At 69.6% G+C, this 26299-nt stretch carries 22 protein-coding genes; 7 read left to right on the top strand and 15 right to left on the bottom strand.

The genetic code is table 11. The features are described 5' to 3' along the window. The first annotated feature begins 469 nt into the window (after positions 1 to 469). Positions 470 to 898, top strand: coding sequence for a Fur family transcriptional regulator (locus tag OHB49_RS01950; RefSeq protein ID WP_329157356.1), 429 nt, complete (start codon positions 470 to 472; stop codon positions 896 to 898). 97 nt (positions 899 to 995) lie between these two features. Here the strand turns inward: OHB49_RS01950 and OHB49_RS01945 are convergent, their stop codons facing one another. Together OHB49_RS01945 and OHB49_RS01940 are read right to left on the bottom strand one after the other, a co-directional pair. Beyond that, entirely contained in the window at positions 996 to 2558 is a 1563-nt protein-coding gene (locus tag OHB49_RS01945; protein ID WP_329157354.1) for a mucoidy inhibitor MuiA family protein, read from the bottom strand. 8 nt (positions 2559 to 2566) lie between these two features. After that, positions 2567 to 4630: a DUF4139 domain-containing protein gene (locus tag OHB49_RS01940; RefSeq protein ID WP_329157352.1), complete on the bottom strand. Its 2064-nt coding sequence runs from the start codon at positions 4628 to 4630 to the stop codon at positions 2567 to 2569. A gap of 109 nt (positions 4631 to 4739) precedes the next feature. Here OHB49_RS01940 and OHB49_RS01935 point away from each other — a divergent pair, with 109 nt between their 5' ends. Then, positions 4740 to 5375 (top strand): DUF1707 SHOCT-like domain-containing protein, encoded by a 636-nt coding sequence (locus OHB49_RS01935; protein ID WP_329157350.1) that lies wholly within the window; start codon positions 4740 to 4742, stop codon positions 5373 to 5375. A gap of 410 nt (positions 5376 to 5785) precedes the next feature. Here the strand turns inward: OHB49_RS01935 and OHB49_RS01930 are convergent, their stop codons facing one another. From OHB49_RS01930 to OHB49_RS01915, 4 genes are all read right to left on the bottom strand, one after another. Then, entirely contained in the window at positions 5786 to 7837 is a 2052-nt protein-coding gene (locus OHB49_RS01930; RefSeq protein WP_329157348.1) for a beta-galactosidase, read from the bottom strand. Positions 7838 to 7955: 118 nt separating this feature from the next. Continuing rightward, entirely contained in the window at positions 7956 to 9299 is a 1344-nt protein-coding gene (locus OHB49_RS01925) for an ABC transporter substrate-binding protein (RefSeq protein WP_329157346.1), read from the bottom strand. Between the two features lie 104 nt (positions 9300 to 9403). Continuing rightward, positions 9404 to 10339 (bottom strand): carbohydrate ABC transporter permease, encoded by a 936-nt coding sequence (locus OHB49_RS01920; protein WP_329157344.1) that lies wholly within the window; start codon positions 10337 to 10339, stop codon positions 9404 to 9406. A 4-nt stretch (positions 10340 to 10343) separates the two neighbouring features. Continuing rightward, on the bottom strand, positions 10344 to 11270 hold the full coding sequence (locus tag OHB49_RS01915; RefSeq protein WP_329157342.1) for a carbohydrate ABC transporter permease: 927 nt from the start codon (positions 11268 to 11270) through the stop codon (positions 10344 to 10346). 283 nt (positions 11271 to 11553) lie between these two features. Here OHB49_RS01915 and OHB49_RS01910 point away from each other — a divergent pair, with 283 nt between their 5' ends. Next, the gene (locus tag OHB49_RS01910; RefSeq protein WP_329166319.1) at positions 11554 to 12585 is read left to right on the top strand and encodes a LacI family DNA-binding transcriptional regulator; all 1032 of its coding nucleotides are present in this window, start codon (positions 11554 to 11556) and stop codon (positions 12583 to 12585) included. Positions 12586 to 12694: 109 nt separating this feature from the next. On the opposite strand, the gene OHB49_RS01905 is transcribed toward OHB49_RS01910, so the two are convergent. Continuing rightward, entirely contained in the window at positions 12695 to 13318 is a 624-nt protein-coding gene (locus tag OHB49_RS01905) for a class I SAM-dependent methyltransferase (protein ID WP_329157340.1), read from the bottom strand. A 203-nt stretch (positions 13319 to 13521) separates the two neighbouring features. Here OHB49_RS01905 and OHB49_RS01900 point away from each other — a divergent pair, with 203 nt between their 5' ends. Then, a complete protein-coding gene (locus OHB49_RS01900) occupies positions 13522 to 13875 on the top strand; it encodes a VOC family protein (RefSeq protein ID WP_329166318.1) in 354 nt (117 codons plus the stop codon). A gap of 147 nt (positions 13876 to 14022) precedes the next feature. Here OHB49_RS01900 and OHB49_RS01895 read toward each other — a convergent pair whose 3' ends face one another. The 8 genes from OHB49_RS01895 to OHB49_RS01860 all read right to left on the bottom strand — a co-directional run bounded on the left by OHB49_RS01895 (position 14023) and on the right by OHB49_RS01860 (position 23536). After that, positions 14023 to 14358: a hypothetical protein gene (locus OHB49_RS01895; RefSeq protein WP_329157338.1), complete on the bottom strand. Its 336-nt coding sequence runs from the start codon at positions 14356 to 14358 to the stop codon at positions 14023 to 14025. A gap of 289 nt (positions 14359 to 14647) precedes the next feature. Further along, positions 14648 to 15463: a DUF899 domain-containing protein gene (locus OHB49_RS01890; protein WP_329157336.1), complete on the bottom strand. Its 816-nt coding sequence runs from the start codon at positions 15461 to 15463 to the stop codon at positions 14648 to 14650. 374 nt (positions 15464 to 15837) lie between these two features. After that, on the bottom strand, positions 15838 to 17208 hold the full coding sequence (locus tag OHB49_RS01885; protein WP_329157334.1) for an amidohydrolase: 1371 nt from the start codon (positions 17206 to 17208) through the stop codon (positions 15838 to 15840). Between the two features lie 94 nt (positions 17209 to 17302). Further along, on the bottom strand, positions 17303 to 18583 hold the full coding sequence (locus OHB49_RS01880; RefSeq protein WP_329157332.1) for an amidohydrolase family protein: 1281 nt from the start codon (positions 18581 to 18583) through the stop codon (positions 17303 to 17305). A 168-nt stretch (positions 18584 to 18751) separates the two neighbouring features. Beyond that, positions 18752 to 19462 (bottom strand): GntR family transcriptional regulator, encoded by a 711-nt coding sequence (locus OHB49_RS01875; RefSeq protein ID WP_443079473.1) that lies wholly within the window; start codon positions 19460 to 19462, stop codon positions 18752 to 18754. A 79-nt stretch (positions 19463 to 19541) separates the two neighbouring features. Continuing rightward, positions 19542 to 20705, bottom strand: a complete 1164-nt coding sequence (locus tag OHB49_RS01870; protein WP_329157330.1) for a hypothetical protein — start codon at positions 20703 to 20705, stop codon at positions 19542 to 19544. 75 nt (positions 20706 to 20780) lie between these two features. Further along, positions 20781 to 22409 carry a hypothetical protein gene (locus OHB49_RS01865; RefSeq protein WP_329157329.1) on the bottom strand — a complete coding sequence of 543 codons (1629 nt, stop codon included), beginning with the start codon at positions 22407 to 22409 and terminating at the stop codon, positions 20781 to 20783. Positions 22410 to 22537: 128 nt separating this feature from the next. Then, complete coding sequence (locus OHB49_RS01860) at positions 22538 to 23536, bottom strand: LacI family DNA-binding transcriptional regulator (RefSeq protein ID WP_329157328.1); 999 nt, start codon at positions 23534 to 23536, stop codon at positions 22538 to 22540. A 127-nt stretch (positions 23537 to 23663) separates the two neighbouring features. On the opposite strand from OHB49_RS01860, the gene OHB49_RS01855 reads away from it, so the two are divergent. From OHB49_RS01855 to OHB49_RS01845, 3 genes are read left to right on the top strand one after another with little or no spacing between them, the layout of a single operon-like run. After that, positions 23664 to 24590 carry a 5-dehydro-4-deoxyglucarate dehydratase gene (locus OHB49_RS01855; RefSeq protein ID WP_329157327.1) on the top strand — a complete coding sequence of 309 codons (927 nt, stop codon included), beginning with the start codon at positions 23664 to 23666 and terminating at the stop codon, positions 24588 to 24590. Further along, positions 24587 to 24739, top strand: coding sequence for a hypothetical protein (locus tag OHB49_RS01850; protein ID WP_329157325.1), 153 nt, complete (start codon positions 24587 to 24589; stop codon positions 24737 to 24739). Before OHB49_RS01855 ends, OHB49_RS01850 begins: the two co-directional genes overlap by 4 nt. A gap of 39 nt (positions 24740 to 24778) precedes the next feature. Beyond that, positions 24779 to 26293 (top strand): sodium:solute symporter family protein, encoded by a 1515-nt coding sequence (locus tag OHB49_RS01845; RefSeq protein WP_329157323.1) that lies wholly within the window; start codon positions 24779 to 24781, stop codon positions 26291 to 26293. Positions 26294 to 26299: the final 6 nt, after the last annotated feature.

The raw sequence follows: 26299 nt of genomic DNA, 5'->3' as shown, positions 1-26299 counted from the left end.
CCGGGCCCGCGGCCGGCCACGTGGGCTTTCGGCCGACAAGAATCTTTTCTCGTGTATGACGCCGATGATTGTGTGGATTCGGCGTCCGTATGGTCGCGCACCGCGGACCGCACTGCTACGAGAACACGCAGAGCATCCCTGGCAACAAGAAATCGAAAACCCAATTCGTCGGGTCCGATCAACGGCTAATGGCTGTCCCGGCCTTTGGGAAATGTGAGAGAGGCGGCCTTTTCTTATCATCCTGCTCACTCCGCCGACGTGACGAGCGGAATGGGAAGGTCATATGACGGCCTGACAAGTGAGGGAGAGGCGCCCTCGCCGCAACGCGTGTGACGCTGGCACGGCCGGCACCATCGCCGTTAAGGTCGAAGGCCCGGTCCAGAAGGTCACCTCATCCGCTTCCCGACAAGAGCCGGACATCGGCGGGTGAACTTCCGTTGTCCCACCGAACCCGAATAGGTGAACCGATATGAGTGGCCTACTGGAGCGACTGCGAGGGCGTGGTTGGCGGATGACGTCCCAGCGGCGTGTCGTTGCGGAGGTCCTCGATGGTGATCATGTGCATCTCACGGCCGACGAGGTGCTCGTCCGCGCGGCGGAGCGGTTGCCCGAGATCTCCCGGGCCACCGTCTACAACACCCTGGGCGAACTGGTCTCCCTCGGCGAGGTCATGGAGCTCTCCACCGACGGCCGTGCCAAACGCTACGACCCCAACGCTCACCGCCCCCACCAGCACTTGGTGTGCTCCGACTGCGGCACCATCCGCGATGTCCACCCGGCCGGCGACCCGTTGGCCGACTTCCCGGCGGAGGAGCGGTTCGGCTTCACGGTGTCCGAGGTCCAGATCACCTACCGTGGGCGGTGCCCCTCCTGTGTCGCCGATCGGCCGCGAGTGTGATCTCGGTCGGTGGTCATAGCCGGGCATCGACATGCGGCCCGGATGATGCCGGTGAGGTGCAGCGAGGCCGGTCCGGTCCAGCGCCCCTCTGCCGAACTCAGAGCCCGGTGACTTTGGCGCTCGCCGACAGCTCGTAGACCAGGGTGACCGTGCGGCGGCTGCCGGGCGGGAGGGTGACGTCCCAGCGGGCGATGCCCTCGGCGTCGACCACGTCGGGCGCCGGGGAGCACGAATCCTTATGCAGGCGTATCTCCACCGCCGAGACCTCGGAGACCGGGATCCGCTCCCGAAGGACGACCACCCGATCGCCGTGCTCCCCGGGGGCGGAGAACCGGGACAGGTGCAGCCGGACCGTGCGGGTGACCACGGTCCGCTGAGTGATACCGGCGGAGTCGCGTGACTCCTCGGCATGCCGGACCACCCTGTAGTCGTCGCAGCTGCCGAAGGCGAGCTCGACGGGGGCGCCGGGGGCGGTGAAGTCCAGCGTGCCGCGGCCGCTGAATCCGCTGCCGCGGACCAGGTCCACGGGCCCGGCGAGCAGCGCGTGGCCGGACAGATTGTCGAACCGCACCACCTGGGTGACCAGGGGGGACAACTCCGGTGAGCAGGCGTACTCACTGCGCGCGGCCGTGGTGAATGCGGAGAGCAGCACTCGGTGGGCGCGGCCGTCACCGGGCACCGAGACCGACGCGGAGGATCTCAACACCCGCGCCTCGCCGCCGTCGTCCACCCCCGGCAGGCCCAGCACCGGGACCGGGCCGAGGGCCTCGATCTCCTCCTCGCGCAGCTCGACGTCGACCGTGCGGCGCTCCGCTGCGGAGCGGTCCTTGAGCGTCAGCCGGTCCTCGCCCAGCCGTGGCGGATCGGTGGCCAGCGCCGAGCGGGCCGTCGACAATGTCAGCCGTACGTCCGACCAGTCCTCACCGGTGCGCTGCCAGACCATCGCGTCGGTTTCCAGTGTCAAGGAGTCCCCGTCGAGCACGGCCCGGTAGGCGGGCCGCCACAGTGCACACGGGGTGAGGTGGCTCAGGCGCAGCCCGACCGGCCCGGCGGCCGCGGCCTCCACGGTCAACTCGACGTGGCCGACCAGCTCGGCGGGCTCCTCCTCGGAGAGATACATGGCCCGCTGGGCTTCGCCGAGTTCGGCAGCGAGGGCAGCCAGCCGGGCGTCGACTGCGCGGAGTTGCTCGCCGTGCGCGTCGCGCTCGTCGTCCACCCGGTCCAGTTCGCGGGCCCACCGGGACCGCTCGGTCTCCCCGGAGCCGGCGCCTTCGCCGATCTCCCGCAGCAGATCGGCGGCGAGGCGGCCGAGCAGGTCAAGGCGCGCTTGCAGCCGGTCACGTCGCTGCCCCAGGGCCGACTGCTCGTCTTCGAGGGTGTGTACGCGGTGGCGCAGGGCGGAGTCGTCGCCGGTGGACGGCTGTGGCCCGCGCGGTGTCCAGCTGCGGACGATCCGCGCGTCGAGCACGGTCGCGGGGTGATCGGCGGTCAGCTCGGCATGGAGAGTCCGGTCGACGGCCAGCGCACTGACCGGACCGAGACGCAGCCGCTGGACCCCGGCCTCCAGGTCGAGCACGACGGCGCGCTCGATGTGGGCGCGATCCTCGAGGCACGTGACGGCGGTGACGGGGAGGGCGATCGCCTTCGGGGCCGTGGACATGGCGTGTGTCAGCTCCTGCGGTTGCCGCCGACCAGGGCCTTGCCGGTCGGGATGCGGATCTCGTAGCCGCCGTCGAGGGCGGCGGTGTCGCCTGCGGGCAGTTCCAGTCGCCACACGCGGGTTCCCGGCGCATGGCGATCGGGCCCCGCGCCTTCCTCGGGTGCTGTCCAGTCGGCCCGTTCCTCGATCCGGACGTCCGGATCGGAAGTGACCGGCACCCGCTCACGGACTTCCACGGCGACGGGCCTCGCGAGCCGGTTGGCCAGCTCCACGTGGACGCGGTGGTCGAGCACGGTGGTGTTGTTGCGCAGGCCCGAGGTCGACTCGTGCAGGTTCGTACGGCGGGTGACCCGGATGCCCTCGGCCGGCCCGAGCCCCACCCGGCGGACACCGCCGGGGGCAAGCGTGGGCAGTGCGGCGGTCAGCAGGAAGTCGTCGTCGACGGTGACCTCCACCGGGCCGGCCAGCAGTGCCTGGTCGGTGGCATTGGAGAGCACCAATGTCGCGTACACGGTCTGCTCCACGGACGGCACGCAGAGGTACTCGGTACGCAGGCCGACCGGGATCTCGCCGACGGTGACGGTGTGCCAGGTGCCGTCCGACGGAATGTCGGCGCGGGCAGTGGCATCGAAGCGGTGGTCGAAGGAACCCGCCGACTCGCGGGGCCGCACGGCCTGTCCGGGCAACGGCAGCGCGGCCACCGCCTCGGCGCGGCGCCGGTACTCGGCCGCCACCGGGTCGAACGGAGAGCCGGGAAACAACCGGCCTCTGCGACCGGCCTGTTCGTCGGGGCCGCAGAGGACCAGGGCGGCATAGTCGAGCTCGGCGCCGCTCGGCTGCGGCGGACCGGCCACCGGTGCCGGAGGGGGTGGCGGCGCAGCCCGGCCAGGAGCCGCGGGCGCCATGGGTTCACCCGCGAAGGACCTGCCGCCGGCACGCGGCCTGTTGCCCGGTACCGACCCGGCCGGCTGCGCGAGGGCGGGCATCCCGCCACCGAGGACTTCCGGGGGAGCGCCACCGGGCGCCGGGAGCGCGGCCGGCGGACCGCCGTAGCTCTGCGGTGCAGGGGGCGGGGGAGGCGGGGGTGGCGGAACCGGCCCGGATGCGGAGCCGCCCGCGACACCCATGGGTGCGACGGTCGTGGCTGGGCCGGGGCCCGCCGCGTCGTATCCGAAGAACAGGTCGACGAGCCCGGCCGGGGGCTCGCGCCAGCCAGAAGGCGCGGGGGCGGGCTGGCTGCGTCCGATCCGGATCGAGCGGAGCCTCGGCAGGTCGGCGCGGCGACGAAGATCGGCGGTGGCCAGGGCGATACGCACGCCGGTCCAGTCCTCGCCGGTCCGCTGCGCGACCGAGGCGCGCAGCACCAGACGGCCGCTGCCGTCGCCCTGACGGTGAGTGAGACGGTAGGCCGGTACCCAGACGGCGCCCGGCACCCCGTATTCCAGCTCCAGCTCCACCTCCGCATCACCGGTGCCGTCGAGGGCCAGGACCGCGCAGACCGTGGTCTCCACGTGCGCTGACGGCGCGTCGGTGGAGGCGCGGGCGAGCCTGTCGGTGGCGACGGTGAGCTCGTGCTCGACGTTGCGCAGCGCCTCCTCCAGCTCGACGAGGCGGTTGTGCAGTCCCGTCAGCCGCTCGTCGACGAAGTCGGCGAGCTCCAGCCACGCGTCGACCGGAGTGCGGCGGTGCGGGTCCTCGCGCCTGCGGGCAGGTGGGACCGGGTGGAGAGCCCCGACCTCCTCGATCAGCATCAGCTGTCGGTCCCGGCGTCCCTGCGCCGCCGCGTACTCGTCGCGCAGCCGCTCGACCTCGCGCCGCAACTCGTCGGGCGTGCCCGTGCCGAGCGGCTCGGCCTCGACCTCCACCCGGGCCTCGGTGACGCGTACCCCGGGGGCACCCAGGACACGGGCCCGCAGCGAGCCCGGGTCCAGCGAGCGGGGCAGTCCCGTCACCCGCACCCGGCCGTCAGGCGACACGCTGCCCCGGGCCAGGCGTCGGCAGACCGCGCCCTGTGCGTACACCACGACCGAATCGAGGGTCGACCCCCACCTCGGTGTTGTCTCAGCCGTCATGCGCTCCGCCCCCCGCCGCGTCCATGCTGAGCGAAGCCTACGCCCGGGCGGTCTGCACGCGCGATCACCGGTCGTTGCGGGACTCTCGGCTGTCCACCAGAATGCGGGCATGACGGGTGAACTCAGTCCGGCTGACGACTCTTCCGGGCATGGTCCAACGCCCGAGTTCAGGGCCTCCGACCGGGAACGGGACCAAGTCGTGGAGATTCTGCAGGTTGCCGCAGGCGACGGCCGGCTCACCGCGGCCGAACTGGACGAGCGCTTGGACGCCGCGTTGTCCGCGCGCACCACCGGCGACCTGGCTCGACTGACCGCCGACCTGCCGTCGGATGGAATGCCCCCACAAGCCAGAGATGTGATCCGGATCGACCACCGTTTCGGCGACATCACACGCACCGACCGTTGGCTGGTTCCACGGCGCATGGAAATCCGCCTGATGTTCGGCGAAGCGAAGCTCGACTTCACCCACGCGGTGATCACTCACCACACCCTTCACATCGATGTGGACCTGCGTATCGGAGGAAACCTCACCCTGGTGACCAGGCCAGGAATCGTCGTCGACACGGACGACCTGGAGCGCGGCAGCGGCGACATCAAGATCCGGCCCGCATCCGGCCCGGACACCGCCACTCTCCTCCGTGTGCAACTGACCGGACGGTCCCGCGGAGGCGACATCATCGCTCGACCCCCGCGACGGAAGCTCTCGGAGTGGCTGCGCCGTAAACCGAGCAGCAGCGGCAGCTGAGCGGTCCACCTCGCCGCCCGGCCACGCGCCGGCCGCGCCTGCACGATGCTCAGCCCTGGGCCGACCGCTGGAGGACGAATGGAACTCTTCCTCGATCTCCTCACGCCTCGCCAGGTCTTGTTCGTCGTCCTTACACCGGGCATCGAGGTCTGCCAGTACCGCAACACCATCAGGGATCCACGTGACCGGTTCGGCTTCGACGGCTACGAGGCCCTCGACGCCGACATGAAGCGCGATTTCGGCGATGTCGGCTGGTGGTTCGACACAGCGGGCCTCACCCCCGACCAGACCGCCGATCGCATCGTCCGCGAAGCAAGCCGCCGGGGGGCGCGACGGAGTGACCCTCGAACGGGTTGCCCGGCCGTTCAAGGGGCGTCAGGGGGCTGTGCTGTATGTGACGAACCCTGTCGTCAGGTCGCGGGCTGCCGCAGTACGGCGACGTCCCTGGGAGACAGAACGAGGGCGCCGTCATCGTCTGACCGACCGATCAGGAGATCCCCGGCGAGTCCCGTCACCGGCACCGTCTCGTCGGTCCGGTTGACCAGGAAGAGGTAGCGGCTGTCGCCGTCGCGGCGTACGACCAACTCGATACTTCCCCTTGCCTCGTCGGGCAGTTCACTGCTGACATCGGCAGAGGCGAGAAGCCTCGGCAGCAGAGCGGTGAGACCCTCAGCCCCCAGCCGGGTGGAGACGTACGCGGCTGAACCCGGGCCCACGGCGCGGCGGGTGACGGCGGGGCGGCCGGCGTACGCACCGCTGAGGTACTCGGCCAGTACCTCCACCTCGTGGTCGGTGACGGTGATCCGATCGGTCCACAGGGTGCCCAACCTGGTTCCGTCCAGGGCCACTTCGACCGTGTCGCCGTCGAGCAGGGGGCCGAACTCCTCGATGCGGATACCGAGCAGATCGCGCAGGGCTCCCGGGTAGCCGCCGAGCCAGATGTGGTCGTTCTCGTCGACGACGCCGGAGAAATACGTGGTGACCAGGTGGCCGCCGTTCTCGGCGTACCGGGTGAGTTCCTTGGCCAGCGCGGCGGGGACGACGTGCAGCACCGGCGCGATCAGGAGCTGGTATCGGCCGAGGTCGGCCTGTGCGGTGACGACGTCTGCCCGTACGCCGAGGGTGAGGAGGGCGGAGTACCAGTCGAGCGCCTCCTTGCGGTAATCGAGGAGGGAAGTGGGGTGGGAGTCCTGCTCACTCGCCCACCACGACTCCCAGTCGAAGACGATCCCGACGCGTGCTGTTTCGCGCTCGGACCCGGCGACCGGAGCCAGCGTCCTGAGGGTTTGGCCGAGGTCGGTCACCGCGCGGAAGGCGTCACTGTCGGGCCCGGCGTGCGGCAGCATCGCCGAGTGGTATTTTTCGGCGCCGGCCGCCGACTGTCGCCACTGGAAGAAGCACACGGCGTCGGCGCCGTGCGCGACGTGCAGCAGCGAGTCCCGGGCGAGGTCGCCCGGACGTTTGGCCAGGTTGACGGCTTGCCAGTTGACTGCGCTGGTGGAGTGCTCCATGAGGAACCACGGGCGTCCGCCTGAGATGCCGCTGACGAGGTTGGCGGAGAAGGACAGTTCGTCGCGGTCCTGGGGGCCTGGCGTGACGTAGTGGTCGTTGGAGACGAAGTCGATCTCGTCAGCCCAATCGGCGTAGTTCATCCCCTTGGTGCCGCCCATGACCATGAAGTTCGTGGTGACGGGAACATCGGGCGTGATCTCCCGCAGCACGTCCCGCTCGGCGCGCAGATACTCCTTCAGCGCATCGGAGGAGAAGCGCTTGAAGTCCAGCTGCTGCGTCGGGTTCGGGTGCGAAGCGGCCAGCCGGGGCGGCAGGATCTGCTCCCAGTCGGTGTACCTCTGGGACCAGAACGCGGTGCCCCAGGCGTGGTTGAGTCCGTCGAGCGTGGTGTACCGGGTGCGCAGCCAGTCGCGGAAGGCGTGGGCGGCGTCGTCGGAGTAGTCGTAGATGTTGTGGCAGCCCAGCTCGTTGGAGACGTGCCAGGCCACCAGCGCGGGATGGTTCGCGTACCGCTCGGCCATCGTCCGCACCAGGCGCAGCGCGTGCTTGCGGAATACGGGCGAGGTGGGACGCCAGTGCTGCCGCGCCCCCGGCCACACCGTCTCACCGGATGCGGTCACCGGGAGGATCTCCGGGTGTGCCGTGGTGAGCCAGGGCGGCGGAGACGCGGTGGCGGTGGCCAGGTCGACTCCGATGCCTCCCGTGTGCAGGAGGTCCATGACCTCGTCGAGCCAGGAGAAGTTCCACTCGTGCTCGGCCGGCTGGATACGGGCCCAGGAGAAGATCCCCACGGAGACGATGTTGACGCCGGCCTCACGCATCAGCCGTACGTCCTCCTCCCACACCTCGCGTGGCCACTGCTCCGGGTTGTAGTCGGCTCCGTAGGCGAGGCGCGGAGTGGGATCACCGTCCGGCCCGTGCTGCAACTGGGACAGGAGGGTGGAGATCATGGTGGTCCTTCCGGTGTACCGCACGGGGTGGTGCGAGGTGGTGCGTGGTTGCTTCCGGGAGGCCGCCGCTGCGAGCTCGCTCCTCAGCGGCAGCCTCCGGGCGGCTGCTTCCGAGCGGTTACTTCTGGACGGTGAAGCCCTGCTCGTTTCCGTACTTGACGGAGGCGTCCTGCCAGTTCTTGAGACCGTCGGTCAGCTTGGTGCCGGATATGTAGGCCTTGCCGACGGTGTCGTTGAAGATCGAGTTGGCGTAGACCTGGTACGGCAGGTACGACCAGTCGGGGGCGACGTTCGCGGCCGACTCGGCGAATATCTTGTTGGCCTGCTGTCCGCCGAAGTACGGGAACGCGGTGTTCTGGAAGGAGCTGGACCGGAGATCGGCGGTGGTCGCCGGGAAGGCGCCCGCCTCGAGCCGGGTCTGCACGCCCTTGCCGGCGTTCGCGTACTCGGTGAAGGCGTACGCGAGTTCCTTGTTCTTGCCCAGTGTGGGCAGGGCCAGGGAGCTGCCGCCGTTCTCCGCGCTGGCCTTGTCACCGGCGGTCCACGCGGGCAGCGGTGCGGCGCGCCAGTCGCCGGAGGCACCCTGCACGCCCGTGGCGAAGTTGGCGGGCATCCAGGCTCCGGTGGCCAGGGTCGCGATGGTGCCGTCGCCCAGCCCCTTGTACCAGTCGTCGCTCCAGCCCGTGATGGGCGCGAGGAGCTTCTCGGCGAGGAGCTTCTGCCAGACGGCGGTGTACTTCTGGGCGCCGGCGTCGGAGAAATCGATCTTCACGTTCGTGCCGTCGACCTTGTACGGGCGCGAACCGGCCTGCCACAGCAGGCTGGTGGTCTCACCGGCGTCGCCGGTGTCATTGGCGATGTACGCCTTGGGGTCGGCCTTGTGCAGGGTGCGGGCCGCCGTGAGGTACTCGTCCCACGTCGTCGGCACCTTGATCTTGTACTTGTCGAAGACCTTCTTGTTGTAGAAGAGGGCCATGGGCCCGGAGTCCATCGGCAGCGCGTAGACGTTCTTGCTGCCGGACTTCACGGAGTTCCACGGGCCGGGGGAGTACTTGCTCGCGAGCTTGTCGGCGCCGTACGGGGTCAGGTCGTCCAGCCCCTTCGTCAGCGCGTACTGCCCCAGTGCGTAGTACTCGATCTGCGCGACGTCGGGGACGCCCTTCTTCGCGGAGATGGCATTCTGCAGGGCCTTGTACTGGTCGTTGCCGGTGCCCGAGTTGACGAGCTTGACGCGGACGGCCGGGTGTTCCTTCTGGAAGTCGGCGGCGACCTGCTTCAGCGTGGGCTCCCAGGCCCACACCGTGAGGGTGCCGCCCTTCTTCAGAGCCGCGTCGATGTCCTTGGAGGAGACCGGCTTCGTGCTGGAGCTGTTCTCCTCGGAGCCGCCGCAGGCGGTCGCCCCCAAGGCGAGGGCCGAGACCAGGGCGAGGCCGCGCAGCAGGCGGCGGGGGTTCATGTGCATGGGAGTGCTTCCACTTCGTCGTGGCCGAAACCGTGCCTGATGAGGGTTGAAAATCTGGGGGAGAGACCAGGTGTGGGGGAGGTGCTGCGGTGCGGGGCCCGGGGTTACTCCTTGACGCTTCCGGCGGCGAGCCCGGACTGCCAGTACTTCTGCAGCAGGAGGAACGCGGCGATCAGCGGCAGGATGGTGATCAGCGAGCCAGTGATCACCAGGTTGAAGACGGGCGTGCCGCCGGCGGTTGCGGCCTGGGCGTTCCAGCTGTTCAGGCCCAGGGTCAGCGGATACCAGTCCGGGTCCTTGAGCATGATCAGCGGCAGGAAGTAGTTGTTCCAGGTCGCGACCATCGTGAACAGCGAGACGGTCACGATGCCGGGTGCGAGCAGCGGCAGGACGACCTGGAAGAAGGTGCGCAGTTCGCCCGCGCCGTCGATGCGGGCGGCCTCCAGCAGTTCGTCGGGGACTGCCTCGGAGGCGAAGACCCACATCAGATAGAGGCCGAACGGCGAGATGAGGGACGGGATGATCACCGACCACGGGGTGTCGGTCAGCCCCATCTTGCTGAACATCAGGAAGGTGGGGACGGCCAGTGCGGTGCCCGGCACCGCGACGGCACCGATGACGACGGCGAAGACGGCGCGTTTGCCGGGGAACTGGAACTTCGCCAGGGCGTAGCCGCCCAGGACCGCCAGCAAGGTGGCGCCACCGGCCCCGACCACGACGTACAGCACGGTGTTCAGCAGCCAGCGGGTGAAGACGCCGTCGCTGTAGGTGAACGTCTCACGGACGTTGTCCCACAGGGCGAAGTCGCCGTTGAACCACAGCCCGAAGGAATGGGCCAGCCCCTCCTGGGTCTTGGTGGCGCTGATGATCAGCCATGCCAGCGGCACCAGGGAGTAGAGGAGGACCAGGCCGGTGAGCACGGTCAGCAGCACGCTGCGCCGGGGGCGCCCGGGGCCGTGCCGGCGCGGCGTGCGCAGGCGGGGCGCGGAGCCGGCCGAAGCAACTGATGGCTGGGCGAGGGTGGTGACGGGGCTGCTCATCGCTTCACGCTCCCTTGCGCATGCCGCGCAGCTGGACGACGTAGGCGATGACCATGGTGATCAGGCCCATGACGATGGCGACCGTCGCGGAGTAGTTGTGCTGCTGGCCCGAGAAGGACAGCGAGTACGTGTAGTAGTTCGGGGTGTAGTCGGTGGTGATGGAATTCGGCGCCAGCTTCTGCAGGATGCTCGGCTCGTTGAACAGCTGGAAGGTGCCGATGATCGAGAAGATCGTCGCGATGACCAGGGCACCGCGGATGGCGGGGAGCTTGATGGCGGTGATCACGCGGATCTGCCCGGCGCCGTCGATCTGCGCGGCCTCGTACAGCGATGCCGGGATGACGCGGAGCGCGGAGTAGAAGATCAGCATGTTGTAGCCGACGAACTCCCAGGTCACGATGTTGCCGATCGACGCCAGGATCAGATTGGGCCCGAGCGGGTTGGGCAGCGATACGCCGAGGGCGTTGTTGATGTCGCTCACCAGACCGAAGCGGGTGCCGTACATGAAGCCCCACATGAGCGTGGCGACCACGGCGGGCACCGCATACGGCAGGAAGATCGAGATCCGGAAGAAGTCCCTGCCGTACAGCCGCCCGCTGTCCAGGGCGAGCGCCACGAGCAGGGCGATGCCCAGCATGATCGGCACCTGAATCAGCAGGAACAGCGACACCCGCCCCAGGGAGTCCCAGAACTGGCTGTCGTGCAGGGCCTGTTGGTAGTTGTCCAGGCCCACGAAGGACGTGCCGCCGATGAGCTTGCTGCGGAAGAGGCTGAGGTGGATCGAATAGGCGATCGGAGCCAGGAAGACGAAGGCGAAGACCGCCGCGAAGGGCCCGATGAACCCCCACCCTGTCCAGGAACGGCGGTCCCGTTTCGCCGCAGGCCGGGCCGGATGCCCGGGTGTGGCCGCAGGGGGTTGTAGCGTCGTCATGTCGTTCCTCGCTCGTCCTTCTCGGAACCGGCGTCGCCCGCCGCCGCGATGTTTACGTAAACATGCCGCGCCGGAGAGGGCCCCGGGCTGTTATGTTTACGTAAACATCCGATGGCGGCATGTCTACACTGCGCCAATGTTGGTGGTCAAGGGTCGCCTGCTGAAACTGCGACTCAGGTAATGAAGGAGACGGGTGGACACGGCGGACAGCGCCTCGACGGGCGAGGATCGGGCACGCACGCGAACGGGCAAGCGGACCGCGCGTCGCACACAGCGCGCGTCCATGGCGGACGTCGCCCGCCTGGCCGGCGTCTCTTCGCAGACCGTCTCCCGGGTGTCCAACGGATACGAAGGCGTCACCGAGGAGACCCGGCAGCAGGTGCTGGCGGCCATGAACGAACTGGGCTACCGGCCCAACAGCGCCGCCCGGGCCCTCAAGCGCGGTGAATTCCGCACCATCGGAGTCATCACCTTCAACCTCTCCACCACGGGCAATATGCGCACCCTGGAGGCGATCGCCACGTCCGCGGCGCAGGAGGGCTACGCCGTCACGCTCCTGCCCGTCGCCGTTCCCACCCAGGACGAGGTGCGTGGCGCCTTCTCCCGGCTGGGAGAGCTCGCCGTCGACGCAGTCATCGTCATCATGGAAGTGCATCTGCTCGATGCGGCGACCATCTCCCTGCCCCCTCATGTCCAGGTCGTCGTCGCCGACTCGGACGCGGGCGACCGTTACACCGTGGTCGACACCGACCAGGCCGGGGGAGCCCGTGCTGCTGTGCGGCACCTGCTGGATCTCGGCCATCGCACGGTCTGGCATCTGGCCGGTCCCGAGGAGTCCTTTGCGGCACAACGCCGTGCCGATGCCTGGCGCGCCGAACTCGCCGGGGCGGGCTGCGTCCTGCCGCGCGTCGTGCGAGGCGACTGGTCGGCGGAGTCCGGCTATCGGGCAGGTGTGCAACTTGCCGACGAGAAGGACTGTACGGCTGTGTTCGCCGCCAACGACCAGATGGCGCTGGGGCTTTTGCGGGCCTTGCACGAGCGAGGACGGAAGATTCCCGACGACGTCAGCGTCATCGGCTTCGACGACATCCCCGAGGCCGGCTCCTTCCTGCCTCCCCTGACCACGGTTCACCAGGACTTCGCCGAAGTGGGGCGCCTGTGTGTCGAGGGTGTCCTGCGGCGGATGCGCCATGACGGGGTGGAACACGGCACAACGCTCGTACCCACGAAACTCGTGGTCCGCGACAGCACTGCCCCGCCGCCTGCTGCTGCGGACGAGCAGTCCGGTCGCCGCCTTGATCGTCACAGGCGGTGACAGAACCGGATCGGGAGCCCGAGTGGTTCCTGCGGCCGCCGCGATCGAGCGAGCAGCGGTTCGCCCCCCGGCTGGAGCCGTCAGCCCCTACGACGCCCCGCATTCAACCTCAGTGGCGGCGGCGGGCCCAGAACAGAGCGTGCCCGCCATCGCCTTCAGGTACGAACTCTTCCTGCTCGACGACCAGGCCGGCTTGAGTGATCCAGGCTCGGTTGGTGGCGGCGTCCGCGTGGCTCCACCACATGGCCGTGCCGGCACCCAGCCAGTCCTCGTCGATGCCGGTCCAGGCCTGGTTGCCGGTGGTGCCCAGGAACCAACCGCCGGGACGCAACCATCCGGCGATCTTCTCCAGCAGCGGTAGCTGTTCATCAAGGGGGATGTGGATCAGTGCGTAGAAGGAGACGATCGCGTCGAACGAGGACGGTTCGAAGTCCACGGCCGTAGCATCGGCGCGGATGAAATCGGCCTGTGGCACGAGCTCTTGTGCCCTGCGGATCTGCACCTCGCTGATATCGATGCCCGTAACGCGATGACCTGCGGTCGTCAGGGTCCGGGCGACGGGTACCCCACTCCCGCACCCCAGATCCAGCACCGTGCCTCCAGCCGGGATCCGACCGATCAGTTCGCTGATCCACGGCTGGTATTTCGTCTCGGAGCCGTACGCCTGGTCATAGCGGAGCGAGAGCGCGTCGTACCCGCGCCGGACCAGGTCTTTGGGATCTTCGAAGTCCACGTCGACGAACGTTAGCCACCCGCGCCGAGAGGTTGCGAACGATTTTCCCGACCCAGATCAAGACATCGCCCGGCTGCTGGGCCGCCTCACGGAATCCCTGGAGCGGGGAGTGCTGACGAGCTCCCCCGCGATCGGGAGGGGGTGTGAAGCTGGCGATGGTGTGGTGCCGGCTCGCCCGATCGCCGTCCTGGCAAGATAGCGGCATGGAACGTGTGCTTGGAATCGGTGGGTACTTCATGCGGGCGGCCGACCCGGTGTCCCTGGGCGCGTGGTATCGCGATTGCCTCGGCCTGGACGCCGATGAGAACGGTCTGTGGCGTCAGGGGGCCGGGCCGACGGTGTTCGCGACGTTCGAGTCCGAGACCGACTACTTCGGGTCCCGCGCCCAGCAGACCATGCTCAACTTCCGGGTCCGCGACCTGGATGCGATGCTCGCGCAATTGCGCGCCAAGGGAGCGGACGTGGCCGAAGAGACGCAGGACATGGACGGTGTCGGTCGATTCGGCTGGGTCACCGATCCTGAGGGCAATCGGGTCGAGCTGTGGCAACCCGCGTGACCGCGTCACGGTGACGTGCTGGTGACCGACGAGGTTGTCGAGGCATGAACCTTGGTCAGGCCCGCGTGGCCATGCCCCAATTGCGCAAACGACCACGGGGAGGTCGCAAGCGGACCGTGCCGGCCATCCGGTACCGATCGCGGCGGCTCACCACCGGTCGCCGACACGCACCTTGTCCCACCGGGCCTTGGCGATGCACAGCTCGTGTGCGTCGTCGTCCAGTTCGATCTGCCAGCACGCGGGATGGCGGTGCGGGACGCGATGGGTACCGGTCTGCACCGTGTGGCACGACCTCTTGGTCTTGCCCCCGCTACGAGACGTGGTGCACTGCTTCTTCGTGACCGACTCGGTGGTCCACGTGGTGCGGGCGGGCTTGTACTCCTTCTCGGTTATGGTGCCGTGCACCTTGCTGCTCCCACATGCAACCAGGAGCAGTAGGGTCGCGGGCATCGCGGCCAGAGTGGCGATCCGGCGGATGGGCATGGGCAGGTCCTCTGCATGGATGAACGCGGCGATGCCGGGCCGGATCGGGTATTCGGCGGCGGCGTAGGTCAGCGCACCATCATAGGGAAGGCCACGCCCCGTCGAGCCTCACGTGCGGGTCCACCGGCGGAACAGGGCGTAGACGGTCCGCTGTGGCGGGAAGTCAGCCAGGCGTCCTTCACCTTCCGGGCGAACCGCCCACCGATCGAGCGCGCGGGGGCCGTTCACATCGTCCGGAGTTTCCGCCCGGCACCCGACACCTTTTGCCGACGCCGTCGACGAAGGCGCGTCAGTGGTGGTGGCCATGGCGGCCGAGGGTCTCCACAGGGGTCGCGCCGGGGCGGGTCCACTGCGGCACGGGCCGGCTGGTCGGCCCCCAGGTGGCGACGCCGTCGGCGTCCGAGCGCCAGTACCAGCAGGCCTGGCGGCCCTCGGCCGGGTGCCCCTCACGGACATCGCCGATCACGGGCCGGCCCTCGGGGTTGTCCTCCCACGCCTCGCCGCGGCCGTAGGGCGTCATGTCGAGCAGGCTGAGGGACCCGTTGACCGGCTCGTTGCCACGGCCCGTCGTGGAGTAGGTGAGGAACACGCGGTCACCGTCGCGCAGGAAGCAGACGATGTGCCCCATGTCCCCGCCGACCGGCGCCTCCACGCCCCGCACCGAGTACCAGGGCTGGGTGTAACCCATGAACTCGACGTAGGGAGCCACCTCGTCCCACGGGCCCGAGGTCAGGACGGCGAACGAGACACCCCGGGCGTTGAGGTAGACGGCGTCCTTCACGTGCCAGGCCGTGGTGGTGCAGCCCTCGCACTGCCCCTGGTGCGGCGCGCCGTCGTACCACATGTGCTTGTAGACCACGAGCTCGTCGCGGCCCTGGAACAGGTCGAAGAAGGGGACCGGACCGTCAACACCGGTGACCTCGACCGCGCCGTCGAGCTCGACCATCGGCAGCCGCCGCCGGGCCGCGGCGATCGCGTCGCCCTCACGGGTGTGCGCCTTCTCGCGGACCAGCAGCTTGTCGCGTGCCGCCTGCCAGGTGGCCAGGTCGACGACTGGCGGCTTGCCGGGGAAGTTGCTGCTCGCGTTGTCAGGCGTGGTCGTCATGGTGTCCTCCGTGGTGTCTCGTGCCGGACAGCGTCGTACGACGCTCACCAGAACAGACTCGCGATCCGGCCGGAACTCATCGCGGCAGGGGGCGCCCTCTGCCGAGCCTGCACGGGCCACGTCGGGCCGGCACGTTCACAGTCACTCTCAGAGCGCTGCGACTCAGTTCGCCCAGCATGATCCGAACGAGAGGCACTGGTTACGGAGACACGGGACCACCACCCCGGACGCCCGCATGCACAAGCCGACCCACCTCCGGAGGCGCCGGGACCGCCATACCGAACGCATCCTGCGCCGCGGTGATCTCCTACGCTCCCGCCCCGGGCCGCAGCGCGGCGACCGAGGCGGGAGCGGGCTTGCGTCCGGGGGACTCGCTAGTGGGTCAGTTCGCCGTCCTTGGCGATGATCCGTCCGGCGCGCACCACCATGTCTCGCGCGGGCAGGTCCACCACGACCTGGGGCAGGCACTCGCCGCGCACGAGGAAGAAGTCGGCCGGGGAGCCGGGCTTGAAGTCGACCCGGGGCAGGCCAAGGAGCTGGGCGCCGCCGTCGGCGCCCGCCTGGAAGGCGGCTTCCAGCTCTTCGTCCAGGCGCACGTCCTGGACCCAGGCCAGCAGGTGGGAACGGTGCAGCATGTCCGCGTTGCCGAAGGGGCTCCACGCGTCGCGTACGCCGTCGGTACCGAGGCCGACGTGGACTCCGTGGTCCCGCAGCCGGTCGAGGGGAAGGACCAGCTTCGAGTCGGGCGCCACCGTCGTCAGGGAGATACCCGCCTCGGCCAAGTCATCTGCGATCCGGCCGAGTTCGAGGGCCGTCAGCTGCGGCAGGCAGAAGACATGGCTGACGGTGACCTTGCCCTGAAGCGACAGCGCGCGGGTGCGCGCGATGATCTCGCGGAGCGACTTCAGACCATTTCCGCCCCGCTCGTGAAGGTGGATGTCGAGGCCGACGCCGTGCCGGTCGGCGATGCCGAAGACCACGTCGAGCTGCTCGTCGAGCGCCTCGTCGAACTCGATCGGGTCGATGCCGCCGACCCGGTCGATGGCACCGGTGCGCGCTGCCTCTTCCAGGAGTTCCTTCGTGCCAGGGGTGCGAATGACCCCGTGCTGCGGGAACGCCACGATCTCTACGTCGAGGGCGTGCCGCAGAGCCTTGCGGGCGGCCCCGACGCCTTCGACACCCGCCAGGTCGTACGCGGGGGCGACGTCGGCATGCGCGCGCATGGCCCGGGTTCCCTGGGCTGCCGCGTGCGCCATCAGATGCTGGGCACGATCCTTCAGCGGTGTGCGCAGCGCGTGGTACAGCTTCACGTCCTCGGCGGTGTACTCCGCGATGGAGTGTGCGGGGTTGCGCGTCACCCACGGCTCGCCCCACGTCGTCTTGTCCGGGTGGACGTGAGAGTTGACCAGGGTGGGCAGGGCTATCCGGCCCTTGCAGTCGACGACCGTCGCGTCCTTCGGCGCCGGACCGCTCACGACGAGGCCGTCCACGACAGTGAGGTCGACGGGGGTCTTCGCGCCGTACGGCTTCACGTTCTTGAAGACCGTGGCCTTCGCATGCTGTCCCGCGTGCTCGGAGATCCGGTCGGCGGCACGGGGCGCGGCTCCCGGGTGCGGGACTGCGGCGGCGGGCTCAGGAGCGCTCACGGACAGCGCGGCGACGCTGCCGCCGAGGGCGGCGGCACCGGCCAGCACGCCCCGCCGGGAGAGGCTGCCGGAAGTGGATGGGGAGGACTCGGCATGCATCGAATGCTCCTTCAGAGCTGTGATCGGAGGAAGGTAGAGCGGCGCGCAGGGCATGCACGCCCTGAGAAGAGGCAGCGCGGACCTTGAACGGCCTTCACTGCAGCGCAAGGCCCGCCCGCACCACGCACGCCGGCTTCTTGAGAACAGTGACGTCGGCGAGCGGATCGCCATCCAGTACCAGCATGTCTCCGGTGAAGCCGGGCCGCAGGCGGCCAACCGTTCCTTCAAGGCCGAGCAGCTTGGCCGCGCCGGTCGTCGCCGTGCGGATCGCGTCCAGGGCGGGCAGCCCCGCAGCACGCATCAACTCCACTTCACGGCCGATGGGCTGCACCTTGCCGCCCGAGGAATCCGTGCCGGCCGCAAGCTGAACTCCCAGTCCGTGCGCGGCCAGCACCGCCCGCTTGAGCACAGGAAGGTACGTACGGCCACGCTCAGCCAGAATCGGGTCCGAGGATTCGATGAGTCCGGCGATGGCGGTGAGCGTCGGCGTGAAGTATGTTCCCCGGCGCCGCATTTCGTGCAGCGTGTGCTCGCCGACGAATGCTCCGTGTTCCAGCGAGCGGATTCCGGCCCTCACCGCGTCGTGGCAGCCCTTCTCGCTGTAGCTGTGACACAGCACGCTCTTGCCGCCGCGCCGGGCGGCCGCGACGATCGTGGACAGTTGCTCGTGGGTGTACACCTGGACCAGCGGGTCCTGCTCGGGCAGCCCGGCGCGCTCGTTCACCCGGGTCTTTATGGTGTCGACGCCGCGCGCCAGATTCACCTCGACCACGCGGCGCAGGGCCTCCGCCGAGCGCACACCGTCCCGCAGCCGGGCAAGGGGAGCCAGGTCCGGGTCGGCGAGAATGGTGTCGCCCAGGTCCGGCGTCACGAAGATGCCCGCGGCCCGGAGACGGGGCGCCTGCTGTGGCATCTGTCGGGCCAACTCCCGTACCGCGATGTCCTGGTAGAAGTTCGTCGAGCCGCTGCGCGCGGTGGTCGCACCTCTGAGCACCGCGTCGCGGGCTTCGGCCGCCGTGTTGAGGTGGATGTGCGCGTCGACCAGGCCAGGCAGGATCCATCGGCCGTGCGCCTGCAGGACGGGTGCGTCGGCGGGGACATGCGCGGCGACCTGCTCCCGGGACCCGGCTGCGCGGACGACGCCTCCCTTGATGACGACGACCGCGTCCTCGATGACGTCGCCGGTGGCTGGGTCGAGCAGGGCGCCGCCATCTACGACCAGGTCGCCGCCCGACGACAGGTCCCGGCGCGCAGCCGCCGCATCAGGCGTTGCCGTGGCAAGGAGAGCCGAGGTCCCCGCCAGCGCTGCGGCTCCCGCGATGACGCCTCGCCGGGTCAGCCGGCTCGATGGGGGAGGGGCGGGCTCTACGCACATGGGGGCTCCTTGGATCAAGTTTCAGCGACCGTGGAGCCTTTTGTATACCAGAACACGCGGATGGCAGGGAAGGGGTGATTCTCTTTCCGAAAAATGCTCTCAATTCGTCACGAAATGCGCGACGGAGACAGAGCGATAATGCTCAAGAAGGAGGTTTGTATACCAATCTCAGTCTTCGAACAGCGCTTTGATGGCCACTGCCCGGCTGTCGCGCACATGCAGCAGCGTGCTCGCCGCTGCCGCCTCCTCGTCGCCCTGCGCGATGTGCCGGAACATCACCTCGTGCTGTGCCCGCATGTGCTCGGGCTCCTTGCGCATCCCGAACAACAGCTGAAGCTGCCAGCTCAGCTGCTCCATGGTGCGGGCGAGCAGTGGGTTGCCGGTCAGTGTCACGATGTCCTCGTGGAAAGCGGTGTGAGCCGCCACCTCGCGCGCTCCGTCGCCGTCGCCGGCAGCCCGCTCGGCCCGGTCAAGGGACGCCTGCAGCGGGGCCAGGGGTGACAGCTCACCCGGCACGGCCCGGGCCACGCGGCGGGCCGCGAGACGCGACGCCTGTACCGCGAGCGGCTCCCACACCTCGTACAGGTGCTCCACGTCGACTCGCTCCAACCGACGTACCCGCACACCGCTGTGCGGCAGCAGCTCGAGCAGACCCTCGGTGACGAGTGCGCGCAAGGCCTCACGCACGGGGACCCGGGACATGCGCAGCTCCTCGGCGACTTCACGCTCCACGAGGCGCGCCCCCTGCGGGTAGCGACCGTCGACGATCCGCTGCCGGACGGCATCCCGCGCCCGGACGCCGAGCGAGATGCGCTCCGGCGCCTCCACACCCGAACGGCCGGGGAACGTGCGGCCGTGATCCTTGCTGCTGTCCACCACGTGCGCCGTCCTTCGCTCGATGTGCTCCGGGCGACAATACGTGGCAGCGCGCGGACGCTGCGGAAAATCGCACGTGGCCTCAGGGGCTGGCGGCGACCTGGACGGAGGCCGTGGCCGCGGTGGTCTCCGCGCGGCCCACGGCCACTCGGAGCGTGATGGCAGTCGCGACTCCTGCCACCAGGCCGCAGGTCAGGGCGGCCGGGACGCCGTCACCAATGCCGGCGAACAGGGACGGCAGTCCCCAGCGCGGGTCCGCCCCATCCAGCGTGACCCTCAGCAGTTGGCTCGCCAGCAGACCGAGGACGGTCGCGCAGACTGCGCCGATCGCCATCGTCGGGACAGTGGCTCGCGTGAGGAGTCCGGGCAACCGCCGCAGTGCCCACCACACGATGGCGAGCAGCAGCACGTCGCCGGCTCGATGCAGGAGCCAGCCGCCGAGCGGCGCGCCCGCCGGGCCCGCCCAGGCGCCGAGCAGCAGCCACTGGCGCAGGAGTTCGCCAGGTTCGGCGAACAGCCCGCCGTCCGACGAGACCGTCTGGAGGGCGGCGGCGACCGGCTGGTACGAGAGGACCACCAGGGACAGCGCGATCGTCGCGGTCCCGGCGGTGGCTGCCAGGCGGGCGGCGCGAGCCGGGACGACGGCCTGCGGGAGCGGACCGGCGCCCTTGGCGGTGACCCGCGCTGCGAGCACTGTCCCTGCCGCCGCGACCAGCGCGGTCGCCACCAGAACCTGTCGCCCGGAGGAGATCGTGCTCGCCAGCTGCGGCAGGAAGCGATAACCGCCGCGCCCGTGCGAGGCGATCAGCCACGGCGCTGAGACGGTCACCGCCAGGGTCCCCGCGACAAGGCCCCAGGCCCACACCGCGAGCAGCGCGGCCGTCGTCCGGCCGTGCACCGGCGGCAGCCTGCGGACCAGGAGCAGCGCAACGGGCACGAAGAAGGCGAAGACCGCGAAGAACCGGATCTGCAGCGCGGTGGCGTACAGCGCGAGGTAGCGGGTGCTGTCGGCCTCGGCCGTGTCCCCGATCCCGCCGGGCACTTCGGCGCCGACCTGAACCGACGCCGGAGGGTCGTACGACCAGGGGGTGAGCCAGCGTTCGAGGTCAGCAGCGGCCTGGCTGCCGATCACGCCGGTGGTGCCCGGCAGGTGCAGTGCCTGCGTACTCGCCCCTGCCCACCACAGAAGCGCCGTGAGCAGCAGCCCTCCGACCAGTGCCGGTATCGCCGCGCGCCGGTATGTCATCACTGTCCCCGCCTTGACCGCTCATCCCGCGAATCCCCTGGGCATGGAGAGTACGAGGCGCTGATCACATACGGATCACGGTCGTACGGTGATGATCTGCGCAGTGCCGGGTGCCACCGTGATGGGCGCATCGGAGGGCAGGCGGGTGCTCTGCGGGGCCCGGTCGGCGGTGCCCGCCGGGGTGACCGAGGCCCCGCCGAGGGTGATGGCCGAAGCGTCCAGTGAGGACAGACCACCCGCCGCCGAGGAGGCGAGGGTTGTCTGCCGGCCGCCTCGGAAGCCATGGGGAAGTTTGAGAGTGACGGTGTCGTCGGTGGCGTCCGCGGCCGCGGGGTCCTGGATGTTGATGAGCACCACATGCAGGTTCCCGTCCTCGCCCCGGATGCCGTACGCGCGCAGCTTGCCCAGGGCCTCGTCCGGCAGGCCGAGGTCGACGAAGCGACCCTCGGGCAACTGGCGGAAGGCCCACAGGCCGTAGTAGAGCGGGGCGGCGGAGAGCTGGTGCGAGTCGAGCTGTGACTGATCGGCGGCGCAGAAGGCGCCGTAGTAGCGGTAGGAGATCGGGTAGTCGACCGAGTCGCGGGGCTTGAAGTCGCCGCAGATCGCAGCGGTGTTGGTGTGGAACAGCAGGCGGCTGACGCCGTTCTGGGCGGTCTCCAGCAGGTGGTCGAGCGCCCACAGGGAGGAACCGTAGGCGTCGCTCACGCCCGGCTGGCCGCTGCACGAGGCGCTGTTGGACTCGTTGAGGGTCATCGGCACGGTGTGGCGCAGCTTGTCGCCGACCGCCCTGATGCCCTGCAGTTTGGTGCGGGCCTTGATGTACGTGTCCGGCGACAGCAGCTGGGGCATCGTGGCGTTCGAGGTGCCGCAGTGGCTGCCCGCGTACAGGTGCGAGGCCATCTCGGCGAGGGTGCGCTTGGGGGCGTTGGCGCCGTCGGCGAGGGCGGCGTCGGCGAAGCCGTCGATGACGGAATTGGTGAGCGCGGTGTTGGCCGAGGGGCCGGTCATCTTCAGATGGGCGTGCGGAAGCGCGTCGTCGACGGCTGCCTGGTAGCGCTTGACGGTGTTCCACATTTCGGCCGGGGTGAGGGTGGTGACGTTGTCGTACTCGTTGCCGACCTCGACAGAGAGCAGGTCGTTGCCGAGGGTGTCGTGCGCGGCCTTCACCTCTTCGACCACTTGGTCCATGGTGACCTGTGGTGCCGGGTCCTTGGCCGGGTTCTTCAACTTCGCCTGGTCGATGAGGGACTTCAGCGGCACGCCGAGGGTGACCTTCCAGCCGGTCGCGTCGAGCAGCTTCTTGAGGCCGTCCAGGTCCGCCTGGTCCACGGTGCCGCCGATGGCCTGGGCCGGTGCGGGGGCGTCGGCGTACGGTCCGAAAGCCGGCCAGACCAGGTCCATGGAGTAGCCGCCAAGACGCAGCACGCCGTGCGGGCCGAGGGCCTTCAGGCGCTCGGCGAGCAGCTCCTTGGTCAAGTAGCCGTGGCCGAAGTCCGCGGACTCGACGGAGAAGCCCTGCATGCCGGGGTCGAGCTTGGCGCCGGCCGGGGAGCCGTGGGCGTCGAGTGTGAAGGCGGTCTGTGCCCGGGCCGTCTCGCCGGTCGCGGGCTCGGCGAGCGCAACGCCGCTGCAGGCGAGCAAGGCGACGGCGGTGGCGAGGGCGGCGGGTGTGGCGATTCTTGCGGACTTGGGGCGAGTACGCATGGCTGGGCTCCTTGAGCGGGGCTGAGTACGCCTCGATGAGCAAGATCGATGTGGTAAACGTTTTCTCGATCGGTGGACACTGCAGCGCCACAGCGGTGCTTGTCAACGCCCGTGACAGAAATGCGCGGTCACGGTGTGGCGGGCGCGGGCCCTGTCGACCCGCGCACCACGAGCTCGGTCGGCAGGCGCACCGTGCCGTGCCGGCCGGCCCGCTGCAGCTGCTCGCGCAGCAGCTCCCACGCCTGCCGCCCGACCTCTTCGGTCGGGAGCCGTACGGTGGTCAGCGGCGGGGCGAGGAACTGTGCGACGGGGATGTCGTCGAACCCGGCCAATGAGACGTCCCCCGGCACGTCGAGCCCCTGCTCGCGCAGCCCGGCCAGCAAGCCGATGGCCACCAGGTCGTTGAAGGCCACGACCGCACTCACCCCGGCTGCCAGCAGCGCGGGCAGCGCCCGGTGGCCGTCGTCACTGGTGGATCCGGCCTGCACGACCGTCACTTGGAGCCGCAGCGCCGCCGCCGAGTCGCCCAGGGCCCGCTGGCGCTCCGCGTTCGACCAGGAGTCGGGCGGACCGGCGAGGTAGCCGATGTGGCGGTGGCCCAGCGTGGCGAGGTGGCGGACGACCTCGGTCATCCCGGCGTATGAGTCGACCCCGGCCGAGCTCATCGACAGGCCGCCGACCTCGCGGTTGGTGCACACCAGCGGGCCGACGGCGAACCGCGCCAGCTCCTCCAGCGGCAACCGCGGCGAGCAGAGGACCAAACCGTCGCAGTGCAGGGCGAGTTCGTGGATCAGGGCCCGCTCCTCTTCCTGGCTCTCCTTGGAGTCGGCCACCAGCAGCCGGTGGCCGTGTGCGCCGGTGGCGTCGGCGAGCCCGCGCAGCAGCTCGGAGAAGGACGGGTTGCCCAGGTCGGGCACGAGGACGCCGATGAGCCGGGTGGTGCCGGCCTGCAGGTTGCGTGCGGTGCCATTGGGCCGGTAGTGCAGCTCCGCCGCGGCCGCCCGCACCCGGCGGACGAGTTCGGGGTCCACACGGCGGCCGTTGAGCACTCGGGAGACGGTCGCGGTCGACACCCGTGCCGCGCGCGCCACATCGACGATGGTCGGCTTGCGTATCACCTCGTACATGGCGAGGACCTTAAGGCACGTGCAAGGGGGTTGACCCGGTCGGGAACAAGTCCCTACAGTCCACGCTCAGTTCGCGGACATAATTTGCGTTCACATATCTGTTCTGCTGAGTCCGAGGAGCTCTGACGTGCAGAATCTCGACGGTGTGCTGTTCTTCCCTGTGACGCCCTTCGATGCCGTCGGTGCGGTCGATACGGCCGTGCTCGCCAAGCACGTCGACGCCGGCGTCGCGGCGGGCCCCGGCGGCGTGTTCAGCGCCTGCGGGACCGGCGAGTTCCACGCTCTGGAGCCCGGTGAGTACGCCGACGTCGTTCGCACCACCGTCGAGGTCACCGCCGGTCGCGTACCCGTCTACGCCGGAACCGGCGGACCCCTGCCGCTTGCCCGGCAGTTCGCCCGCGCGGCCCGGGACGCGGGTGCGGACGGGCTGCTCCTGCTGCCGCCGTACCTGGTGCGCACCCCCGCCGCGGGCCTGGTGGCCTACGTCGAGGCGGTGGCGGCCGTCACCGACCTGCCGCTGGTCGTCTACCACCGGGACAACGCCCGCTTCGACCCCGCATCGGCCGCTGCCGTCGCCCGCCTGCCCCAGGTCACCGGCCTCAAGGACGGCATCGGCGACCTCGACCTGCTATCCCGGGTCGTCAGTGCGGTCCGCGGGGCGCTGGACGGGGAACCGTTCCAGTTCTTCAACGGGCTGCCGACGGCGGAGACCACTGTCCCGGCGTACCGCGGTATCGGAGTCGAGCTGTACTCCTCGGCGGTCTTCTGCTTCGTGCCGGAGATCTCCCTGGCCTTCCACACGGCCGTACGCGAAGGGAACGACGGCCTCGTCGACGCGCTGCTGACCCGGTTCTTCCACCCCCTCGTCGCCCTGCGCGAGCAGGTGCCGGGCTACGCGGTCGCGCTCATCAAGGCCGCCGTACGCCGGCGCGGACTGGACGTCGGTGGGGTGCGGCCGCCGCTCGTCGACCCGACGCCGGAGCACCTCGACGAGCTGGACCGGATCACCGAAGCCGGCCTCGCCGTGTGCGCAGAAGCGGGTGCGCCGCGATGACGGAAGCGCTCCGGATCAACCACGTCACGGTCAACCCGGTCGCGTTGCGCGACCCGCCGCTGCTGACGTGCGGGCTGCGCAACCGGGACGACACCGGATACCTGCAACGCCCCCACCCCGAATACTGGCTCCGCTCCCCGCGCTGGTAGGCGGCCCCCCTCAACTGAGTCCCCTCGTAAGGAGTTCTCATGGCCTGGCTCGACTGGGTAGCCCTCGGCGGCTACTTCCTGGTGATGCTGCTGATAGGCCTGTGGTCCCACCGCCGGGTGAGCAGCGTCGGCGACTACTTCACCGGCGGCGGCAAGATGCCGTGGTGGCTGTCCGGCATCTCCCACCACATGTCCGGGTACAGCGCTGCTGTGTTCGTGGCGTACGCGGCCGTCGCCTACAGCTACGGCGTGACGGTGTACTTCTGGGCCTTCGTGCCGCTCGCCCTGGGCACTGGCGTGGGCGCCTTCCTGTTCGCCCCGCGCTGGAACCGCCTGCGCTCCCGCTTCAACGTGATCTCGCCGCTGGAGTATCTGGCGAAGCGCTACAACGTCCCGACCCAGCAGGCGCTCGCCTGGAGCGGGGCACTGCTCAAGGTCTTCGATGTCGCGGCGAAGTGGGCGTCGGTGGCGATCCTGCTCAACGTCTTCACCGGCATGTCGATGAACACCGGCATCGTCATCACGGGCGTCGTCACTCTGCTGTACTGCACCGTGGGCGGGCTGTGGGCGGACGCGCTCACGGACTTCGGGCAGTTCGTGATCCAAGGCGTCGCGGCGCTGGCCATGCTCATCGCCGTGATCGTCAAGCTGGGCGGCTTCTCCGGGCTCGCCACGATGTGGGACAAGCTGCCCGAGGACCATGGGCAGCCGCTGGTCGGCCCGTACACCGCGGGCTTCCTGACCGCGTACATCGTCATCAAGCTCTTCGAGTACAACGGCGGCATGTGGAACCTGGCCCAGCGCTACATGGCCACCGACTCCGCGCACTCCGCCCGCCGCTCGGCCCTGCTGTCCGCGGTGCTCTACCTGATCTGGCCGCCCGTGCTGCTCTTCCCGTCCGTCGCCGCCGGTGTGCTGATGCCGCACGTCGTGGACGCGCAGCAGGTGTACGCGCTTATGGCGGAGAAGTACCTGCCCGCCGGGCTCATCGGCCTCACGCTCGCCGGGATGTTCTCGCACACCATGGCGATGGCCTCGTCCGACGCCAACGCGATCTCGGCGGTGGTCACTCGGGACATCATGCCGGTGGTGTGGCGCAACGCGCGCACATGGAGCACCGAGGCGGGGCTGATGGCGGCACGGGTGTGCACGGTCCTGTTCATCGCGGTCAGCATGATCGTGGCGGTCGAGGCCGATCACTTCGGCGGCGTCCTCGGGATCATCGTTGCGCTGGTCGCCGCCGTGATGGGGCCGATCTCCATCCCGATGCTGCTCGGCCTGCTGCCGGCCTTCCGACGCTGCGGACCGGTCGCGGCGCTCGGCTCGTGGGCGCTGGGACTCGGGGCCTACTTCCTGCTGAAGTACGGCATCGAGCCGCCGAGCCAGACCTGGCTGGTGGCCACACCGCTGGTGACGTCGCTCGTCGTCTACGTGGCCGTCGGCCTGCTGAAGCCGGAGCCGTCCGGCGAGGCGGACGCAATCGTCGCGGCGGTCGGCTCGGACGGGCCGCGGAGTGGGGCGACTCCGGCGGCCGTACCGGTGGCTTCCGACTGACACGGG

This window comes from Streptomyces sp. NBC_01717, assembly GCF_036248255.1.
Taxonomy (GTDB): Bacteria; Actinomycetota; Actinomycetes; order Streptomycetales; family Streptomycetaceae; genus Streptomyces.
This window is presented reverse-complemented; position numbering and strand designations above follow the sequence as displayed.